The organism is Winogradskyella sp., from assembly GCF_028282165.1.
Lineage (GTDB): Bacteria > Bacteroidota > Bacteroidia > Flavobacteriales > Flavobacteriaceae > Winogradskyella.
In genome coordinates this window covers 42,113-57,950 of record NZ_JANQIM010000019.1, presented here as the reverse complement: position 1 = coordinate 57,950, position 15,838 = coordinate 42,113, and the positions used below count along the sequence as shown (strand labels likewise).

13 protein-coding genes are annotated in these 15,838 nt (G+C 35.6%); 5 read left to right on the top strand and 8 right to left on the bottom strand.

Going from position 1 to position 15,838, the window contains the following annotated elements; translation table 11 throughout:
* Positions 1-140 precede the first annotated feature (140 nt).
* From Q0972_RS08315 to Q0972_RS08305, 3 genes are all read left to right on the top strand, one after another.
* Positions 141-737 (top strand): SprT-like domain-containing protein, encoded by a 597-nt coding sequence (locus Q0972_RS08315; RefSeq protein ID WP_299364757.1) that lies wholly within the window; start codon positions 141-143, stop codon positions 735-737.
* A gap of 144 nt (positions 738-881) precedes the next feature.
* Positions 882-1,973, top strand: a complete 1,092-nt coding sequence (locus tag Q0972_RS08310; protein WP_299364755.1) for a mannose-1-phosphate guanylyltransferase — start codon at positions 882-884, stop codon at positions 1,971-1,973.
* A gap of 2 nt (positions 1,974-1,975) precedes the next feature.
* Positions 1,976-3,466: a DUF389 domain-containing protein gene (locus Q0972_RS08305; RefSeq protein ID WP_299364752.1), complete on the top strand. Its 1,491-nt coding sequence runs from the start codon at positions 1,976-1,978 to the stop codon at positions 3,464-3,466.
* Here the strand turns inward: Q0972_RS08305 and Q0972_RS08300 are convergent, their stop codons facing one another.
* From Q0972_RS08300 to Q0972_RS08280, 5 genes are read right to left on the bottom strand one after another with little or no spacing between them, the layout of a single operon-like run.
* On the bottom strand, positions 3,467-4,234 hold the full coding sequence (locus Q0972_RS08300) for an ABC transporter ATP-binding protein (RefSeq protein ID WP_299364750.1): 768 nt from the start codon (positions 4,232-4,234) through the stop codon (positions 3,467-3,469).
* Positions 4,234-4,971, bottom strand: a complete 738-nt coding sequence (locus tag Q0972_RS08295; RefSeq protein ID WP_299364748.1) for an ABC transporter permease — start codon at positions 4,969-4,971, stop codon at positions 4,234-4,236. Before Q0972_RS08295 ends, Q0972_RS08300 begins: the two co-directional genes overlap by 1 nt.
* Positions 4,972-5,030: 59 nt before the next feature.
* Positions 5,031-5,879 (bottom strand): glycosyltransferase family 2 protein, encoded by an 849-nt coding sequence (locus tag Q0972_RS08290; RefSeq protein ID WP_299364745.1) that lies wholly within the window; start codon positions 5,877-5,879, stop codon positions 5,031-5,033.
* Between the two features lie 51 nt (positions 5,880-5,930).
* Entirely contained in the window at positions 5,931-6,467 is a 537-nt protein-coding gene (locus Q0972_RS08285) for a methyltransferase (protein ID WP_299364743.1), read from the bottom strand.
* 33 nt (positions 6,468-6,500) lie between these two features.
* The gene (locus Q0972_RS08280; protein WP_299364741.1) at positions 6,501-7,559 is read right to left on the bottom strand and encodes a 3-oxoacyl-ACP synthase III family protein; all 1,059 of its coding nucleotides are present in this window, start codon (positions 7,557-7,559) and stop codon (positions 6,501-6,503) included.
* A 381-nt stretch (positions 7,560-7,940) separates the two neighbouring features.
* Between Q0972_RS08280 and Q0972_RS08275 the strand changes: the two genes are divergently transcribed.
* The gene (locus Q0972_RS08275; RefSeq protein ID WP_299364739.1) at positions 7,941-11,174 is read left to right on the top strand and encodes a T9SS type B sorting domain-containing protein; all 3,234 of its coding nucleotides are present in this window, start codon (positions 7,941-7,943) and stop codon (positions 11,172-11,174) included.
* A gap of 16 nt (positions 11,175-11,190) precedes the next feature.
* Here the strand turns inward: Q0972_RS08275 and gcvP are convergent, their stop codons facing one another.
* Positions 11,191-14,040 carry an aminomethyl-transferring glycine dehydrogenase gene (gcvP, locus tag Q0972_RS08270; RefSeq protein WP_299364736.1) on the bottom strand — a complete coding sequence of 950 codons (2,850 nt, stop codon included), beginning with the start codon at positions 14,038-14,040 and terminating at the stop codon, positions 11,191-11,193.
* A 122-nt stretch (positions 14,041-14,162) separates the two neighbouring features.
* Here gcvP and Q0972_RS08265 point away from each other — a divergent pair, with 122 nt between their 5' ends.
* Positions 14,163-14,996, top strand: coding sequence for a hypothetical protein (locus Q0972_RS08265; protein ID WP_299364734.1), 834 nt, complete (start codon positions 14,163-14,165; stop codon positions 14,994-14,996).
* On the opposite strand, the gene Q0972_RS08260 is transcribed toward Q0972_RS08265, so the two are convergent.
* Positions 14,979-15,236 (bottom strand): hypothetical protein, encoded by a 258-nt coding sequence (locus tag Q0972_RS08260; RefSeq protein ID WP_299364732.1) that lies wholly within the window; start codon positions 15,234-15,236, stop codon positions 14,979-14,981. The two genes, Q0972_RS08265 and Q0972_RS08260, sit on opposite strands and share 18 nt — an antisense overlap.
* Positions 15,237-15,240: 4 nt before the next feature.
* Complete coding sequence (locus Q0972_RS08255; RefSeq protein ID WP_299364729.1) at positions 15,241-15,795, bottom strand: sigma-70 family RNA polymerase sigma factor; 555 nt, start codon at positions 15,793-15,795, stop codon at positions 15,241-15,243.
* Positions 15,796-15,838: the final 43 nt, after the last annotated feature.

Sequence of the window (15,838 nt, the reverse complement as noted above, 5' to 3'; positions counted from 1 at the left end):
AGGACCTACGATGCCCAGAGCAATACTACGAGGTTGGAATTCGGCGATACCGCCTCGGGACTTTACCTGTTGAAAATTAATGATATTTCTAAAATGATTGTAGTGCATAAGTAAAGTTTTAATCACCTATTTTTGCATCAATGCAAACACAATTATTAGACTTCATTCCCCAAGAAACACAACCCCAAGTTGAAGCCTTATTGGCAAAGGATAATTTAATCGTTAAGGTTAGTAAAGAGCGAAAAACTAAGCATGGGGATTATAGACAGTTACCTTACGGAAAGCATCAGATTACGGTAAATTCAAACTTAAATTCATATCGATTTTTAATCACCTTAATTCATGAAATAGCCCATTTTGAAGCTTATGATACGTATGGGCGCTTTATTAAACCACATGGCAAAGAATGGAAAAAGACCTTTCAGCATTTAATGTTACCTTTCTTGCGACCAGAGGTATTTCCAACGGAATTGTTACCACTGCTTGCAAAACATTTTAAAAACCCAAAAGCATCTAGCGATACGGATACGAAATTAACTTATGCCTTAAAGCAGTTTGATGAAGGTGATGCGAAGACTTATGTTTTTGAGGTACCTTTTGGTAAAAATTTCAAACTTTATAATGGGCGAACGTTTAAAAAGGGCGAAAAACGAAGAAAACGTTTTGAATGTGTTGAAGTTAAGACAGGTAGACTATATTTGTTTAATCCTAATGCAGAGGTGGAATTATTGGAATAATTCCGTTTCTACATATCACACTAAGATGTCAGGCTTAGCTTGTCGAAGTCTTGTCGAAGTGGGAATAGAAATCTAATAAAGACAATTAAATATAAGATTCCGTAACAATCCCGATAATTATTGGGACGGAATTACAAAGCGTGAATGAAAAACAAAAACTATTACGCCATTCTCATGGCAGGCGGAGTGGGGTCGAGATTTTGGCCTGTGAGTACACAGAATTTTCCTAAGCAATTTCATGATATGTTAGGAACAGGTGATACTTTAATTCAAAAAACCTTTAATCGTTTAGCTAAGTTGATTCCAGAAGATAATATTTTTATTCTCACCAATGCACGTTATAACGATTTGGTGTTTCAACAGTTGCCAAATATTACAAAAAGGCAGGTGGTTTTAGAGCCAGCCATGCGCAATACGGCACCTTGCATCTTATATGCGGCAATGAAAATCCAAAAAGAAAATGAAGATGCGGTAATGATTGTAGCTCCAAGCGACCACTGGATAGAAGATGAACAGTCCTTTTCAGAAAACGTAAAGACCGCTTTTGATTTTTGTGAATCCCATGATGCCTTAATGACGTTAGGCATTACACCGACGTTTCCAAATACAGGTTATGGTTATATTGAATTTAATAGAGAACAGTTACTGAGCTTGGCCGAAGTAAAGCCCGTTAATCAGTTTAGGGAGAAACCAGATTATGAAACGGCAAAGTCGTTTTTAGAGCAAGGTAACTTTTTGTGGAATGCAGGTATTTTTATGTGGAGCGTTAAGTCTGTTATCTCTGCTTTTGAATCTAAACAACCCGAATTATTTCAACTTTTTCAAAAAGGCTACGACGTTTACAACACAGAATTGGAAGCAGATTTCATAAAAGAAAATTATGGCAAGGCCGAAAATATCTCTATAGATTATGCCATTATGGAAAAGAGTACTAATGTATTTGTTGTTCCGGCTACGTTTGATTGGAATGACTTAGGCACTTGGGGAAGTCTTTACGATAAATTGGATAAGGATGAGAATAATAATGCGATAGTTAATTCTAAAGTGCTAGCAACTGATACCAGTGGCAATATGATTCGCTCTAAAAAAGATAAGATTATTGTTATCGATGGGTTAAAAGACTACATCATTGTGGATAAAGACGAAGTTTTGCTTATCTTTCCTAAGCGTAAAGAACAGGATATTAAAAAAGTACTCCAGAATGTGAAAGCTAATTTTGGAGAAGAATATGGTTAAGCATGAGCGAAGAAAGTAAATTCAATTTTTCTGAGGACGAACAACAAAAGATAGAGAAGGATAAAGCCGTTGAAGAAAAAAAGGAAGCTGTAAAAAAAGATGCAAAAGGGTTATTTGCAAGCATATCAAATTTTTTAAGTGAGCTTTTAGATTTTAGGGAGGATACTGATCGAGATGCTACTATTGCAGCGATAAAGGCCGACATTCCTTTTAAAGGTGCTACGGCATGGATTTTGGTTTGTTCAATTATGGTGGCTTCGGTTGGATTAAACGCCAATTCTACAGCGGTTGTTATTGGTGCGATGTTAATATCACCGCTTATGGGGCCGATCTTAGGCGTTGGGATGTCTATAGCTATTAATGATATAGATACTTTGAAAAAATCACTTATCAACTTAGCGACAATGATAGTATTGAGTCTTCTTACTGCATTTTTGTTCTTTAAGTTTTTTCCTTTGAGCGAAGACACTTCTGAGCTTTTGGGACGCACACAACCAGATATACGAGATGTTTTGATCGCATTTTTTGGTGGTTTGGCGCTGATTATTGCACGTACAAAAAAAGGAACCATTGCCTCTGTAATATTTGGTGTAGCTATTGCTACCGCCTTGATGCCTCCGCTCTGTACAGCGGGCTATGGTATCGCAGTTTGGGTAGGTAATACGGGCGAGCGTGCTAGAGAAGGCTTTGCTTTTTTTGGTGGCGCAATGAATTTATTCACCATTAATACCATCTTTATCGCTCTAGCAACTTTTATTGTCCTTAAGATTTTGCGTTTTCCAATGCTTAAATATGCTAACTCCAAAAAACGTAAGCGTATTTCACGAATTGCTTTGTTGGTTGCAATAGTCGTTATGGCTTGGCCAATTTATACCTTTGTTAAGGTCCTTAAAGAAAGTAGAATAGATATTGATTATACAAAGTTTCTAAAAGAGGAAATTGAGGGTAATGAATCCTTATGGCTTCAGCGTGAACGCATTGATACTGAAAAAAACAGAATAACACTTTTCTTTAATGGAGAAATTAGCGAAGCTACCGAAAGTGATCTTAGAAATGAGCTAAATAGGTATGAATATATCAAAGATTATGATTTAGTCATTAATGGTAATAAGAATGTAAGTGCCGAACGATTGATGGACCTTTATAATAATGCACTTATCACTATTGAGCAGCGCGATAGTTTGTTATTGGTCAAACAGTCCGAGTTGGATACTCTAACATTATTTATTCGCGAAAAAGGAAACCTTATGGATAATACTACTTTTGTTCTTTTGGCAAAAGATGCTAAAATAAAGTTTAATGACTTGTCGTATTTTGGCTATGCCAAAATGCTAGAATCCAGTGACTTCGTAAAGGTAGATACCGTTACTGTAGCAAATGTTAGGTGGAAATCAAATCTAACCGATAGCCTAATTAAGATAAAGGAATCTGAGTTATTAAAGTGGTTAAAGGCTGAATTAAAGACGGAGAAAGTAAAAATCAATAGAAATTAATTACTGATTTTCTTCAAGATACATCTTGCGTACTTTTTTAAATAGTTCGGAAGAATATACAAAGTTGGTAACAGCTTTATTATCGGTTTTAAAGATGGTGTCCTTAGAACCTTCCCATTCTTTATAGCCATTTTTCAGAAATACAATTTTTTCACCTATCTCCATTACAGAGTTCATGTCGTGAGAATTGATTACAGTAGTCATTTGATATTCGTCCGTAATTTCTTGTATGAGATTATCAATAACAATAGCTGTTTTTGGGTCTAATCCTGAATTGGGTTCGTCGCAAAACAAATATTTAGGATTGTTAACAATTGCTCTTGCTATAGCAACACGCTTCTGCATACCTCCAGAAGCTTCACTCGGCATTTTATGGTGGGCATCATCTAGGTTAACACGTTTTAAAACAAAGTCAACGCGATCTTCCATTTCACTTTTACTTTGTTTTGTGAACATTCTTAATGGAAACATCACATTTTCGGCTATGGTCATGGAATCAAACAAGGCACTCCCTTGAAATACCATTCCGATTTTAGCTCTTAAGTCACGCTTTTCATCGGGGCTTAGTTCGTTAAAAACTTTCCCGTCATAAGCAATACTTCCTTCTTCGTATTCAAATAAACCCAATAGGCATTTCAAAAACACGGTTTTTCCTGAGCCACTTTGTCCTATAATAAGATTGGTTTTCCCTTTATCGAAAGACGTTGTAATGCCTTTCAAAATATGGGCATCTCCAAACGATTTGTTTAAGTTTTTTACCTCTATCATTAGCCTAAAAGTAAACTTGTTATTAAATAATTCACCAAAATAATGACTACACTGGTCCAGACAAATGATGTGGTACTTGCTTTTCCTACTTCTAGTGCGCCACCTTTCATAAAATAGCCATAAAAAGAGGGAATAGTGGCTAAAATAAAGGCAAATACCATAGTTTTTATAAAGGCGTAGGCCATATGAAAAGGGATGAAATCAATCTGAACCCCATCAATATAATCTTCTAGAGTACCATAACCACCATATACACACGCAGCTAATCCTCCAAGAATTCCCAAAGACATGGAAATGGAGATGATAAAAGGATAAAGTGTTAAGGCAATAAACTTTGGAAATACCAAATAATTAATGGCATTTATACCCATAACCTCTAAGGCGTCTATTTGCTCGGTAACACGCATGGTGCCAATACTAGACGTTATAAAAGATCCAACTTTACCAGCCATAATTATGGAAATAAAGGTAGGCGCAAATTCTAAGATAATCGATTGGCGTGTAGCAAATCCAACTAGGTATTTTGGGATGAGCGGATTGCTAATATTTAATGAGGTCTGTATAGCAACAACACCACCAACAAAAAATGAAATAAAAGCAACTATACCAAGAGACCCAATGATGAGATCGTCAATATCTTTTAAGATCAAAGTTCTCATCACAGACCATTTTGTGGGTTTGCGAAACATGTCTTTAATCATTATAAAGTAAGTGCCAATGTTATGAAGGTACTTCATCTAAGAAAATTCTAATGCTAAAGTATAAAAAATGATTAGTAATATAACGTTAATTTAAATTAAGATAGTTTCCTTAAAACACCTTTCCAACGTAGTTGCCGTATAAACTTTCCTTCATCTCGAGATACAAGAAATTCTGAGTTATTGGATTTTGCTTTAAAGTAGCCGTACATGTAATCTTTAAATAGTTTTAAGCTTCCTTTTCTATAAGCCAATTTTAATGCAGATATAAGTGTAATCCAAAAACCATAGCGCATCTTGTACATGGCTTCTCCTTGTAAATACTTTGAAGCCTTATTGTAAGATTTTCCGGTAGGTTTAAGGTGTTTAACGCGCAGTGACTCATCCGTTAAAATATCCCAACCATGGTATTTTGCCAAAAGTTCATCAACCGTATCCCAACCCATGGATGACTTTAACTGCCCAATCTGCTCAAAACAAGTTTTTCGATATGCTTTTAGGGCACCTCTAATATGGTCTTTACGAGTTAAGTTTTCTAAAATCCAAATTCCATTTTCTTCTATATAGCAGAAACCTGCTGCCATACCCAAATTGGGATTGTTTTTGAAATGACTGGCAATAAGCTCTAAGTAATTTTTAGGGAAAATTAAATCAGCATCAAACTTACAAATAACATCATAGTGATCGTCTAATACTTCTAGGCCTTTGTTAAATGCGTTAATAATTTTAGCTCCTGGTAAGTGTTTTTCTGAAGAACTAATGTTAACCAAAGATATCCAATTGAACTTGGTCTGATAATTTTCGACAACACTTTGGGTATCGTCGGTAGAATTATCATTGATCACAACAACCTGTTTGGGTAATAAAGTTTGTCCAACCAAAGAGTTCAATGTTTTCCCAATAAAGACGGCTTCGTTATGTGCTGGGATGATGATGTAAAATTTCAAATCTTTAATTCCAAAATCCAAAACTAAAGAAATCCAATTGAAATTTGTTATTTAGTGATTGTTATTTGGGCTTCTTTCAGCATAGACTATGTAATAACGATTAGTCAATCGCCTTAAAATAGGTCTTATACCAAATTTCTTTACAGGATTTGTCCATTTAGCGCTGTCTATAATCCTCCAGCCTGTTTTTTCTAATAGCCAATCGAGCTGCCAATCTTCAAATTCGTGGTAGTGTCTGTCCCATTTATCATGTTCACTCCTGTAGGCAGAGGCAAACCACAATCTTAAGGGTACGCTAATCACTAATTTATTGGCTTTTATTGATTTTAAGACTTCATATGGTGATAAAAGATGTTCAAAAATTTCAAAAGCTGTGATCACCTTTGCATCAGAGTTTTCTATAGTTGAATGGTCTTCATCGAGATCTTCGCCTTTGGTGTTTTCAACATTATAACCCTCTGAAATCATAATTTCAGCAAAAGGATTTTTAACACCCAAGTCTAGAATAGATTCTGATTTGTCTATATGCTTCTTAAGAAACTGAAGTGTTAGTCTAAAGCGCTTATTTGGAAACGTTTTCTCGTACATATTTGTTTTCCGAGAAATCGGAAGTCTTTATGGTTAATACCTATACACAATCGCATTGATATGCATTCCGGCACCTACACTGGCAAATATAATAACATCGCCTTTATTAATCTGGTGATCCTTTAGTTGATTGTTTCTAATGAGATCAAAGAGTGTTGGGACAGTGGCTACAGAACTATTGCCCAACTTGTGTATACTCATTGGCATAATATCGTCTGGTGCCTGAGCTTTAAACAGTCTATAAAATCTCTTAATAATGGCTTCGTCCATTTTTTCGTTAGCTTGGTGAATCAATACTTTTTTTACTTCGGAAATATCTATACCGCTTTTATCTAAACAAAACTTCATTGCTTGAGCTACATTGGTCAGTGCGAATTCATAAATCTTGCGCCCATGCATTTTTATGTAGCGCGTATCTGGACATAAATCCTTGTTGTTAGAATTCCCAAAGAATAAGTAATAAGCTTCATCGTAGGTGAAAGAGGCAGATTCATGTGCCAAGATACCACTGTTGTCATCTGATGCTTCAACAATACTAGCACCAGCACCATCAGAATAGATCATGGAATCCCTATCGTGTTTGTCTACCACGCGCGACAATGTTTCAGCTCCAATAACTAAGCATCGTTTTGCCATTCCGGCTTTTATAAAGGCTTGGGCTTGTATTACGCCTTCAACCCATCCAGGGCATCCAAAAAGGATATCATACGCAACACATTTAGGATTTTTTATTCTAAGCCTATGTTTAATACGCGAGGCTAAGCAAGGCAATATGTCACTTTGGATTGTATTTGCCCTTACATCACCAAAATTATGGGCGCAGATAATATAATCAATATCTTCAGGATTAATTTTGGCATCATCTATAGCTTTCTGAGCAGCAAGAAATCCAATGTCTGAAGCAACCAAGTTGTCATCAGCATATCGTCTTTCAACTATCCCAGTAATGGCCTTAAACTTTTGTACAATAACTTCATTAGGGTAGTCTATTGATGATCCATCGGTATTGAGGAATGTATGTTGATGAAAATCTTCATTCTTTTCTATACTTTTAGGAATATAGCTACCTGTTCCTGTGATTTTAATACTCATAAATGCAGAATTCTAAAAATGGTTTATACATAGATGGCAATGTAATTATATTTAATCAAATAAAAAGACAAAACGGCTTTGTTTTACGATGTTCAATCATGAATATGCGTCTCAATATACTATTCCTTTGTTGGCATATGCAAATTGAATTTCTGTAGCCTAGATATCGTCAAGTTATTTCAATAATTATACAAATACTATTATCTATGATAAAATGGTAGTATAAAGTAACGCTGGAATATCATATACGTTTCTTCTCCATTCTTTGTAATAAAAGCTTGTGAAGCTGTAATAGGATGAATTTTCAATTTGTTAAGTTGCTATTAATTCATTTATTTTTTGTTTAATCTTTTATTATATTTGTTAAACAAAAATATAAAAATGACTATAAAATCAACATTCTATATTATGGCGTTTTTACTTTTTTGTGGTATTAATGTATTTTCCCAAGGTGAAGCCAATAATTGGTATTTTGGTTCAAATGCGGGCATAACTTTTAATAATGGCGCTCCAGAAGCTTTATTGGACGGACAATTGGATACTTTTGAGGGCTGTTCCAGTATATCAGATAGTTCAGGTAATTTGCTGTTTTACTCAGATGGAATAAGTGTATGGAATCGAAACCACCAAGTAATGCCTAATGGATCGGGCTTATTAGGAAGTTCATCGAGTACACAATCTGGACTCATTGCGCCATATCCTGGAAATCCAAATTTATACTACATTTTCGCCATTGATTTGCAAGCTGGTCCTAATGGAATAACATATAGTTTGGTAGATTTATCCTTGGATAATGGCTTAGGTGATATAACATCCGAAAAAAATGTTTTATTGTATGCACCATCTACGGAAAAGATTACAGCAATTAAGCATACAAATTCAGATGATATTTGGGTCATTACGCACAGAGCTGATACCAATGAGTTTTATACGTATTTAATAGATGATACTGGTATTAATCTTAATCCTATAATTTCTGCTATTGGTTATAATCCAGCAAACGAGATCGACTCAGCAGGATACATGAAAATAAGTCCAGATGGAACACGGTTGGCTATAGCTTACTCGTTCTCCAATATTTTGGAGTTATTTGAGTTTAATGCATCAACCGGTAGCATTTCTAGCTTAATTCAAATCGACAGTTTAAATCCAATTAATGAAGGATCATATATTTATGGTGTAGAATTTTCTCAAAATGGTGAACTATTGTATGTTAGTTCTTTACTGGATGGCATCTATCAATTGGACTTGAGTGCTTATGATGCTGCATCGATCAGTTCTTCACAATTATTAATACCACCAGATGCTTCGTTGAGCAGCACACCTCCGAGTGCAGGGCTACAGCTTGGTCCAGATGGTAAAATTTATGTTTCGCACTTTGATTATGGTTATTTAGGTGTTATCAATAATCCTGATATACAGGGTGTAGGATGCGACTACATTATTGATGGTATATTTTTAGAGGAGCGAGTCACTTTTTTTGGGTTACCTCCTTTTATTCAATCATTTTTTTCGGCATTTATTAATGCTAATGATACATGCATAGGCAATCCTATCGATTTTTCAGTCAACACCAATCAAAATATTGATAGTATTTTATGGGATTTTGGTGATTCAAATACCGCTATGGTTAATAATCCTTCTCACACCTATAACTTGCCTGGAACCTATACTGTTTCAGTTACAGTAACTTCGGGCCTACAAGTCATAACAAATACAAAAACTATTACTATTTTCGATCAGCCACAATTGGATACACTGACTGCGAGTTTAAGGCAATGCGATGACGATCAAGACGGTTTTAGTATTTTTAATTTAAATGAAGCGAATACTGAACTATCTTTAAATTTTACTAGTGAAATAATTACCTATCATGAAGCGTTAGCCGACGCAGAAAACAGAAGCAATCCTATTGAGAATACCACAGCCTATGCCAATGAAACTTCTAACACGGATATACTTTGGATTCGTGTAGAAAATAATACAGGTTGTTACAGTACGGCACAATTAAATCTTATTGTCTCTACCACACAAGTTCCTATTACATTTACGAGACAATTTGTTGCTTGTGATGATGGAGAGGATATAACTGATGGGGTAGCAACGTTTGATTTTTCATCGGTAAGTTCAGAAGTATTAGATGTATTTCCTGCTGGTCAAGAACTTATTATTAATTACTATCGAAGTGAATCTGACGCATTATCTGAACTCAATCCAATAACTGATATTTCAAATTATGAGAATATAGGGTTTCCTGGCCAACAAGATATTTTTGTTAGGGTGGATAGCGTCTTAGATAATGATTGTTTAGGGTATGGTCCGTACATTAGGCTAGTGGTAGAGCCTCAGCCTTTTGCCAATACTGTTGTAGATGATTTTGTATGTGATGATATATCTAATGATGGTGCGGCTAGTTTTGTGCTCTCAAATTATGATATACAAGTGTTACAGAATCAGTCGCCAATATTTTTTGAAGTTCTTTATTTTGAGACAGAATTAGACGCTTTAAACACAGTTAATTCACTTGAGGATACTCACCTCATTGACACAACATCCCAAACCCTTTTTGCCAGAATACAAAATAGAGATCATCCAGAATGTTTTGATATTACATCCTTTACACTCGGAATTAGTTATCAACCTATAGCTTATACTCCAGAAGATTTATCAGTTTGTGATAATGAGGGAGAAGGTATTGCAATGTTTAGTTTAAATGCGCAGGACGCTTCCATTTTAAATGGTCAATCTTCTATGGATCATAAAATCACTTATCACTTCACTCAAAATGATGCTCAGAGTGGGGAGAATCCTTTGGAGCTTAATTATAGTAATATTCAAAACCCGCAAACAATATTTGCAAGGTTGGAAAATGTGAATAATAGAAATTGTTTTGATATAACATACTTTGATCTTGTAGTTATTGAGCAACCTATATTAGAAATGGCTACTCAATGGTCTATTTGTAAAGGTGATACTCTAGAGATAGTCGGTGAGCCAGGCTATGATGAGTACTTATGGTCTACAGGTGAAATCACTCAAAACATTCTAGTAGATACTCCTGGTGTCTACAGTCTTACAGTTACCAATATCGACAATGACGTACGATGTGAGGATAACATAAGTATCATTGTAAACCTTTCAACTATAGCTTCAATAACAAATATTGAAACTAGTGATTGGACAAGTAATGAGAATACAATTTCTATTTTTGTAGAAGGTACTGGGGATTATGAGTACTCAATTGATAATGTTACTTATCAAGACAGTCCTATATTTATAGGATTAAACGCTGGTGACTATAGTGTTTATGTCAGAGATAAGAATGGCTGCGGTGTTGTGGCACAAGAGGTGTACCTACTTTCATATCCAAAGTTTTTTACCCCCAATGACGATGGTCTTAATGATTATTGGCAATTGATTGGTTCAAATAGAGAACCTGGTAATAAATTATCCATATTTAATAGATATGGTAAATTGATTACGACATTAAGCCCTAATAATTTAGGTTGGGATGGGACTTATAATGGTAAAAAAATGCCTTCTAGTGACTATTGGTTTGTACTAGAGCGACAGAATGGACGCACTTATGCGGGACATTTCACATTGAAGCGCTAATCTTTAGTCATGAGAATTAAGCCTCAACATAAGTCTCAATAGGTGCACAACTGCAGATTAAGTTTCTATCCCCATAAGCATCATCGACACGTCTAACACTTGGCCAGAATTTGTTGTCTCTTACATAGTCTAACGGAAATGCAGCTTCTTGTCTGGAATAGGGTAGTAGCCATTCATCTGAGGTCAACATTTCCATAGTATGAGGTGCATTCTTTAGTACATTGTTTGGCTCTTCTTTTGTAACGTTATCAATTTCTGCTCTAATAGAGATTAAAGCATCACAAAAGCGATCCATTTCTGCTTTACTCTCACTTTCTGTAGGTTCTATCATCATTGTGCCAGCAACAGGAAACGAAACAGTTGGTGCATGGAATCCGTAGTCCATTAAACGTTTGGCAATATCAGAAACCTCAACACCATTTGCTTTAAAATCACGACAGTCAATAATCATTTCGTGTGCTGCTCTTCCAGTTTCGCCAGTATAAAGCGTGTTATAATAACCTTCTAATCGTTCTTTAATGTAATTGGCATTTAGTATAGCGATTTCAGTGGCTTTTTTTAGACCATTAGCGCCAAGCATTTTGATATAACCGTATGAAATAATGCAGGCCAATGAAGAACCGAATGGTGCTGCTGAAATAGCTGATATTGCTTGGTGACCACCAGTTTTTATAATTGGATTTCCTGGAAGAAATGGTACTAACTGTTTAGCTACGCAGATAGGGCCAACGCCTGGTCCACCCCCGCCATGAGGAATGGCAAAGGTTTTGTGTAAGTTAAGGTGGCACACATCTGCACCAATATTTCCGGGATTGGTTAAGCCTACTTGGGCATTCATATTGGCACCATCCATATAAACTTGTCCGCCATTGTCGTGAATGATCTGCGTTATATCTTTTATTGCAGACTCATAAACGCCATGAGTAGAAGGGTAGGTGACCATTAATGCTGCAAGATTATCCTTATGTAATTCTGCTTTTTCTCTTAAATCATCAACATCAATATTTCCATTTTCTGAGGCTTTGGTCACTACTACTTTCATACCTGCCATAACTGCACTTGCGGGATTGGTACCATGTGCAGAGGAAGGGATTAAACAGATATTTCTGTGATAATCTCCTCTAGATTCATGATAGGCCTTTATTACCATAAGACCGGCAAACTCTCCTTGAGCACCAGAATTGGGTTGTAAGGATGTAGCGGCAAAACCAGTTATTTCTGTTAACTGATTTTCTAGAGCTTTCAACATTAATTGGTAACCTGCAGCTTGTTCTTCGGGTGCAAAAGGATGCATATTTCCCCAATTGCTCCAGCTTAAAGGCAACATCTCTGATGCCGCATTTAGTTTCATAGTACAAGAACCAAGAGATATCATTGAGTGATTTAAGGCTAAATCTTTGCGCTCTAATCTTTTGATGTAACGCATTAATTCGGTCTCGGAGTGATAAGAATTAAATACATCAAAGGTTAAAAACTCAGTTTGACGTTTCAACGTTTCTGGAATTGTATCCATTTCTAAAAGTGAAACAATCTCATCTGTTTTTTTTCCAGTAAAAGCTTCAAAAACAGAAATGATATCATTTAAATCTGAAATCGTTGTTGTTTCATTAATAGCTATGGTAACGGTATCATTATCTGGATAATAGAAGTTAACCTCTTTTTTCTCGGCTTCGTATTTTACTTTAAGGGCATCAGCTTTAATTTGAATCGTATCAAAATAATGCGTGTTTACTTGTTCTAAGCCTAAGCTTTCCAGAGCTGAAGATAAAGTAGCTGTTGTATTTTGAACTTTATTGGCAATAAACTCTAATCCCTTTGGGCCATGGTAAACAGCATACATACCGGCCATTACTGCTAAGAGGACTTGGGCGGTACATATATTTGAAGTTGCTTTGTCGCGTTTAATATGTTGTTCCCTGGTCTGTAACGCCATACGCAAAGCTCTATTGCCATTTGCGTCTTTGGTAACTCCAATAATTCTTCCAGGAACGTCACGTTTATAAGCTTCTTTAGTGGCAAAATAGGCAGCATGAGGACCACCGTAGCCCATCGGAATACCAAAACGCTGGGTGGTGCCAACAACCACATCTGCTCCAAATTTACCAGGTGCTTCAAGCTTAACAAGACTTAGTATATCTGCTGCAACCGCTACTTTAATATTTAAGGCATTTGCTTTTTCTATGAAGGATTTAATATCTGTAATCTTACCATTTTTGCCTGGATATTGTAAAAGTGCACCAAAAAATTCTTCAGTTAGTTTAAATTCCGTTTCGTTGCCAATCACTAATTCTACCCCTATTGGTGTTGCTCTAGTTTTTAACAAAGCGATGGTTTGTGGTAGGACGAGGTCCGAAACAAAGAACTTATTGATACCTGCTTTCTTTTGAACCCTTTCCCTAACTGCAAATAATAAGCTCATGGCTTCTGCTGCTGCCGTACTTTCGTCCAATAAAGAGGCATTGGCAATTTCCATTCCGGTAAGATCGATCACCATCGTCTGGAAATTGAGAAGTGCCTCCAAACGACCTTGGGCTATCTCAGCTTGATAAGGCGTATAAGCTGTATACCAACCAGGGTTTTCTAAAATATTTCGCTGTATAACGGCTGGTAAGTTTGAAGGATGATACCCTAAGCCTATATATGATTTATAGACTTTGTTAAGTTGTGATAGGTTATAGATATGATCGAGATAATCTTGCTCACTTATGGCAGTATCTAAATTTAAATCCTTTTTAAGACGGATACCATCAGGTATAGTTTCAGAAATGAGTTGTTCAATACTGGTAACACCAATAGTGTTTAACATGGCTTTTTGTTCATCTGAATTTGGCCCAATGTGTCTAAGTGCAAAAGAAGTCGTGTCCATTCTAAAATCAGCTATTTTTTTCGATATGCAAAAATACGGAAATAGCCTCTTTTTTTAGTTAATGAAAACTAAAGTTTTTAACCGAAAATAAGGGTTATTAACACATTGATTATTTTTGTTTAATGAGGATTTTAAAGCAGTTACTTAATTTTTACATTAACAGCAGTATACATGTTGCGCTTGCTGTATATTCTTTGACCTGGGTGACATTGCTGCAATTTGAATTAGCTTATGATAAAGAGGTACTATATTTAGTGTTTTTTGCTACGATAACAGGGTATAATTTTATAAAGTATTTTGGTGTGGCCAAGTTTCATCATAGACAATTGGCTGGTTGGTTGAAAACAATCCAGATATTTTCGTTAATGGCATTTATTGCCATGTGTTATTATGCGCTTCAGCTAAATATCAATTCACTTTTATATCTTTCGATATTTGGGCTTATTACGTTTTTATATGCCGTTCCTATAATACCTATGCGCTACTTTAGGGATCGCCAAAAAAATTTGAGACAAATAAGTGGCTTAAAGATTTATGTGATTGCCTTAGTTTGGGCTTTTACTACAGTATTCCTCCCGTTAATAGATAATGAAGTTGAGATTAACTCGGATATAGTAATTACGGCCGTCCAACGCTTTATCCTTGTTATTGTTTTAACCTTACCGTTTGAAATTAGGGATCTTAATTATGATAGTGTGAAACTAGCAACCATACCGCAAAGGATAGGTGTTAAAAACACTAAAATGATTGGAGCGCTATTACTAATGGTATTTTTTTTATTGGAATTTTTTAAGGACGACTTAGACAATAATACTATAATTTCAACAGTAATAGTACTAGTAGTATCACTTTTGTTTTTGGTCTTTTCAAACAAAAATCAGTCAAAATATTATAGTGCTTTTTGGGTGGAAAGTGTACCGATGATCTGGCTGGTCATACTATTGATGCTTCGCTAACTCTTCTTCGAATTGCAGTTTAATTTTACTGCGTTCATCGTTATTTAAGCAATCTACATCAGCTTTTTCTATCACTTCGGTCAACTTATTATTTCTTTTAGAATAAGCTCTGGTGATACGACACCAAGAAAGCCTGATGCCTAATTTTACGCGCTCCCATCCTGTAGCTTCACCATATTGCCTTTTATCGCATATATGATGTGCCTCTTCACAGCTTATAAATAAAAAACTTTTTTTCATTGTGTTAAAACCAATTTTTTTCCATGCAATCCGCCAAAGCTGTTCTAGCTCTATGGATGATTACCCAGAGGTTAGACGCAGTTATTTCTAATTCATTACAAATCGTTTCGGTATCATAACCCAAAATAGTTTTCATCTTAAAAACTTCAGCCTGTTTTTCAGGTAATTTGGCCATGCAATCGTAGATGGCATCGCCCAATTCAGAGTTTTCTATCTTATCTTCGGCCGTTTTATCAAACGGATCGGCCACACGTTCTTCCAACCAATCACCCTCAGCTTCAGTATCGTTGTTGTAACTCATTCTCACTTCGGCTTTACCTTTATTTGAGTTTATCTTGCGATAATAGTCTATAATTTTGCGTTTGAGAATAGAGATTAACCATGTACGTTCACTAGCTTCGCCTTTAAAATTGGCCATGGATTTAAGACCGGCTAAAAAAGTTTCAGAAACTAAATCTTGTGCCATTTCCCTATCATTAACTCTAGAAATCGTGTAGTTAAACAGGTAGTCTGAATATAGATTAATCCAGTTATTTGGGTTTATTTGATGGTCCGCCATTTACAAAAATCATTGCTTGATCAAAAATAGGATAAAATATTAA

Bases quoted from the DNA above. Each gene is read 5' to 3' on its own strand.
- Q0972_RS08310 (WP_299364755.1), top strand. From the start codon at position 882: ATGAAAAACAAAAACTATTACGCCATTCTCATGGCAGGCGGAGTGGGG.
- Q0972_RS08285 (WP_299364743.1), bottom strand. From the start codon at position 6,467: ATGTACGAGAAAACGTTTCCAAATAAGCGCTTTAGACTAACACTTCAG.
- Q0972_RS08280 (WP_299364741.1), bottom strand. From the start codon at position 7,559: ATGAGTATTAAAATCACAGGAACAGGTAGCTATATTCCTAAAAGTATA.
- Q0972_RS08315 (WP_299364757.1), top strand. From the start codon at position 141: ATGCAAACACAATTATTAGACTTCATTCCCCAAGAAACACAACCCCAA.
- Q0972_RS08295 (WP_299364748.1), bottom strand. From the start codon at position 4,971: ATGAAGTACCTTCATAACATTGGCACTTACTTTATAATGATTAAAGAC.
- Q0972_RS08300 (WP_299364750.1), bottom strand. From the start codon at position 4,234: ATGATAGAGGTAAAAAACTTAAACAAATCGTTTGGAGATGCCCATATT.
- Q0972_RS08255 (WP_299364729.1), bottom strand. From the start codon at position 15,795: ATGGCGGACCATCAAATAAACCCAAATAACTGGATTAATCTATATTCA.
- Q0972_RS08265 (WP_299364734.1), top strand. From the start codon at position 14,163: ATGAGGATTTTAAAGCAGTTACTTAATTTTTACATTAACAGCAGTATA.
- Q0972_RS08260 (WP_299364732.1), bottom strand. From the start codon at position 15,236: ATGAAAAAAAGTTTTTTATTTATAAGCTGTGAAGAGGCACATCATATA.
- Q0972_RS08305 (WP_299364752.1), top strand. From the start codon at position 1,976: ATGAGCGAAGAAAGTAAATTCAATTTTTCTGAGGACGAACAACAAAAG.
- gcvP (WP_299364736.1), bottom strand. From the start codon at position 14,040: ATGGACACGACTTCTTTTGCACTTAGACACATTGGGCCAAATTCAGAT.
- Q0972_RS08275 (WP_299364739.1), top strand. From the start codon at position 7,941: ATGACTATAAAATCAACATTCTATATTATGGCGTTTTTACTTTTTTGT.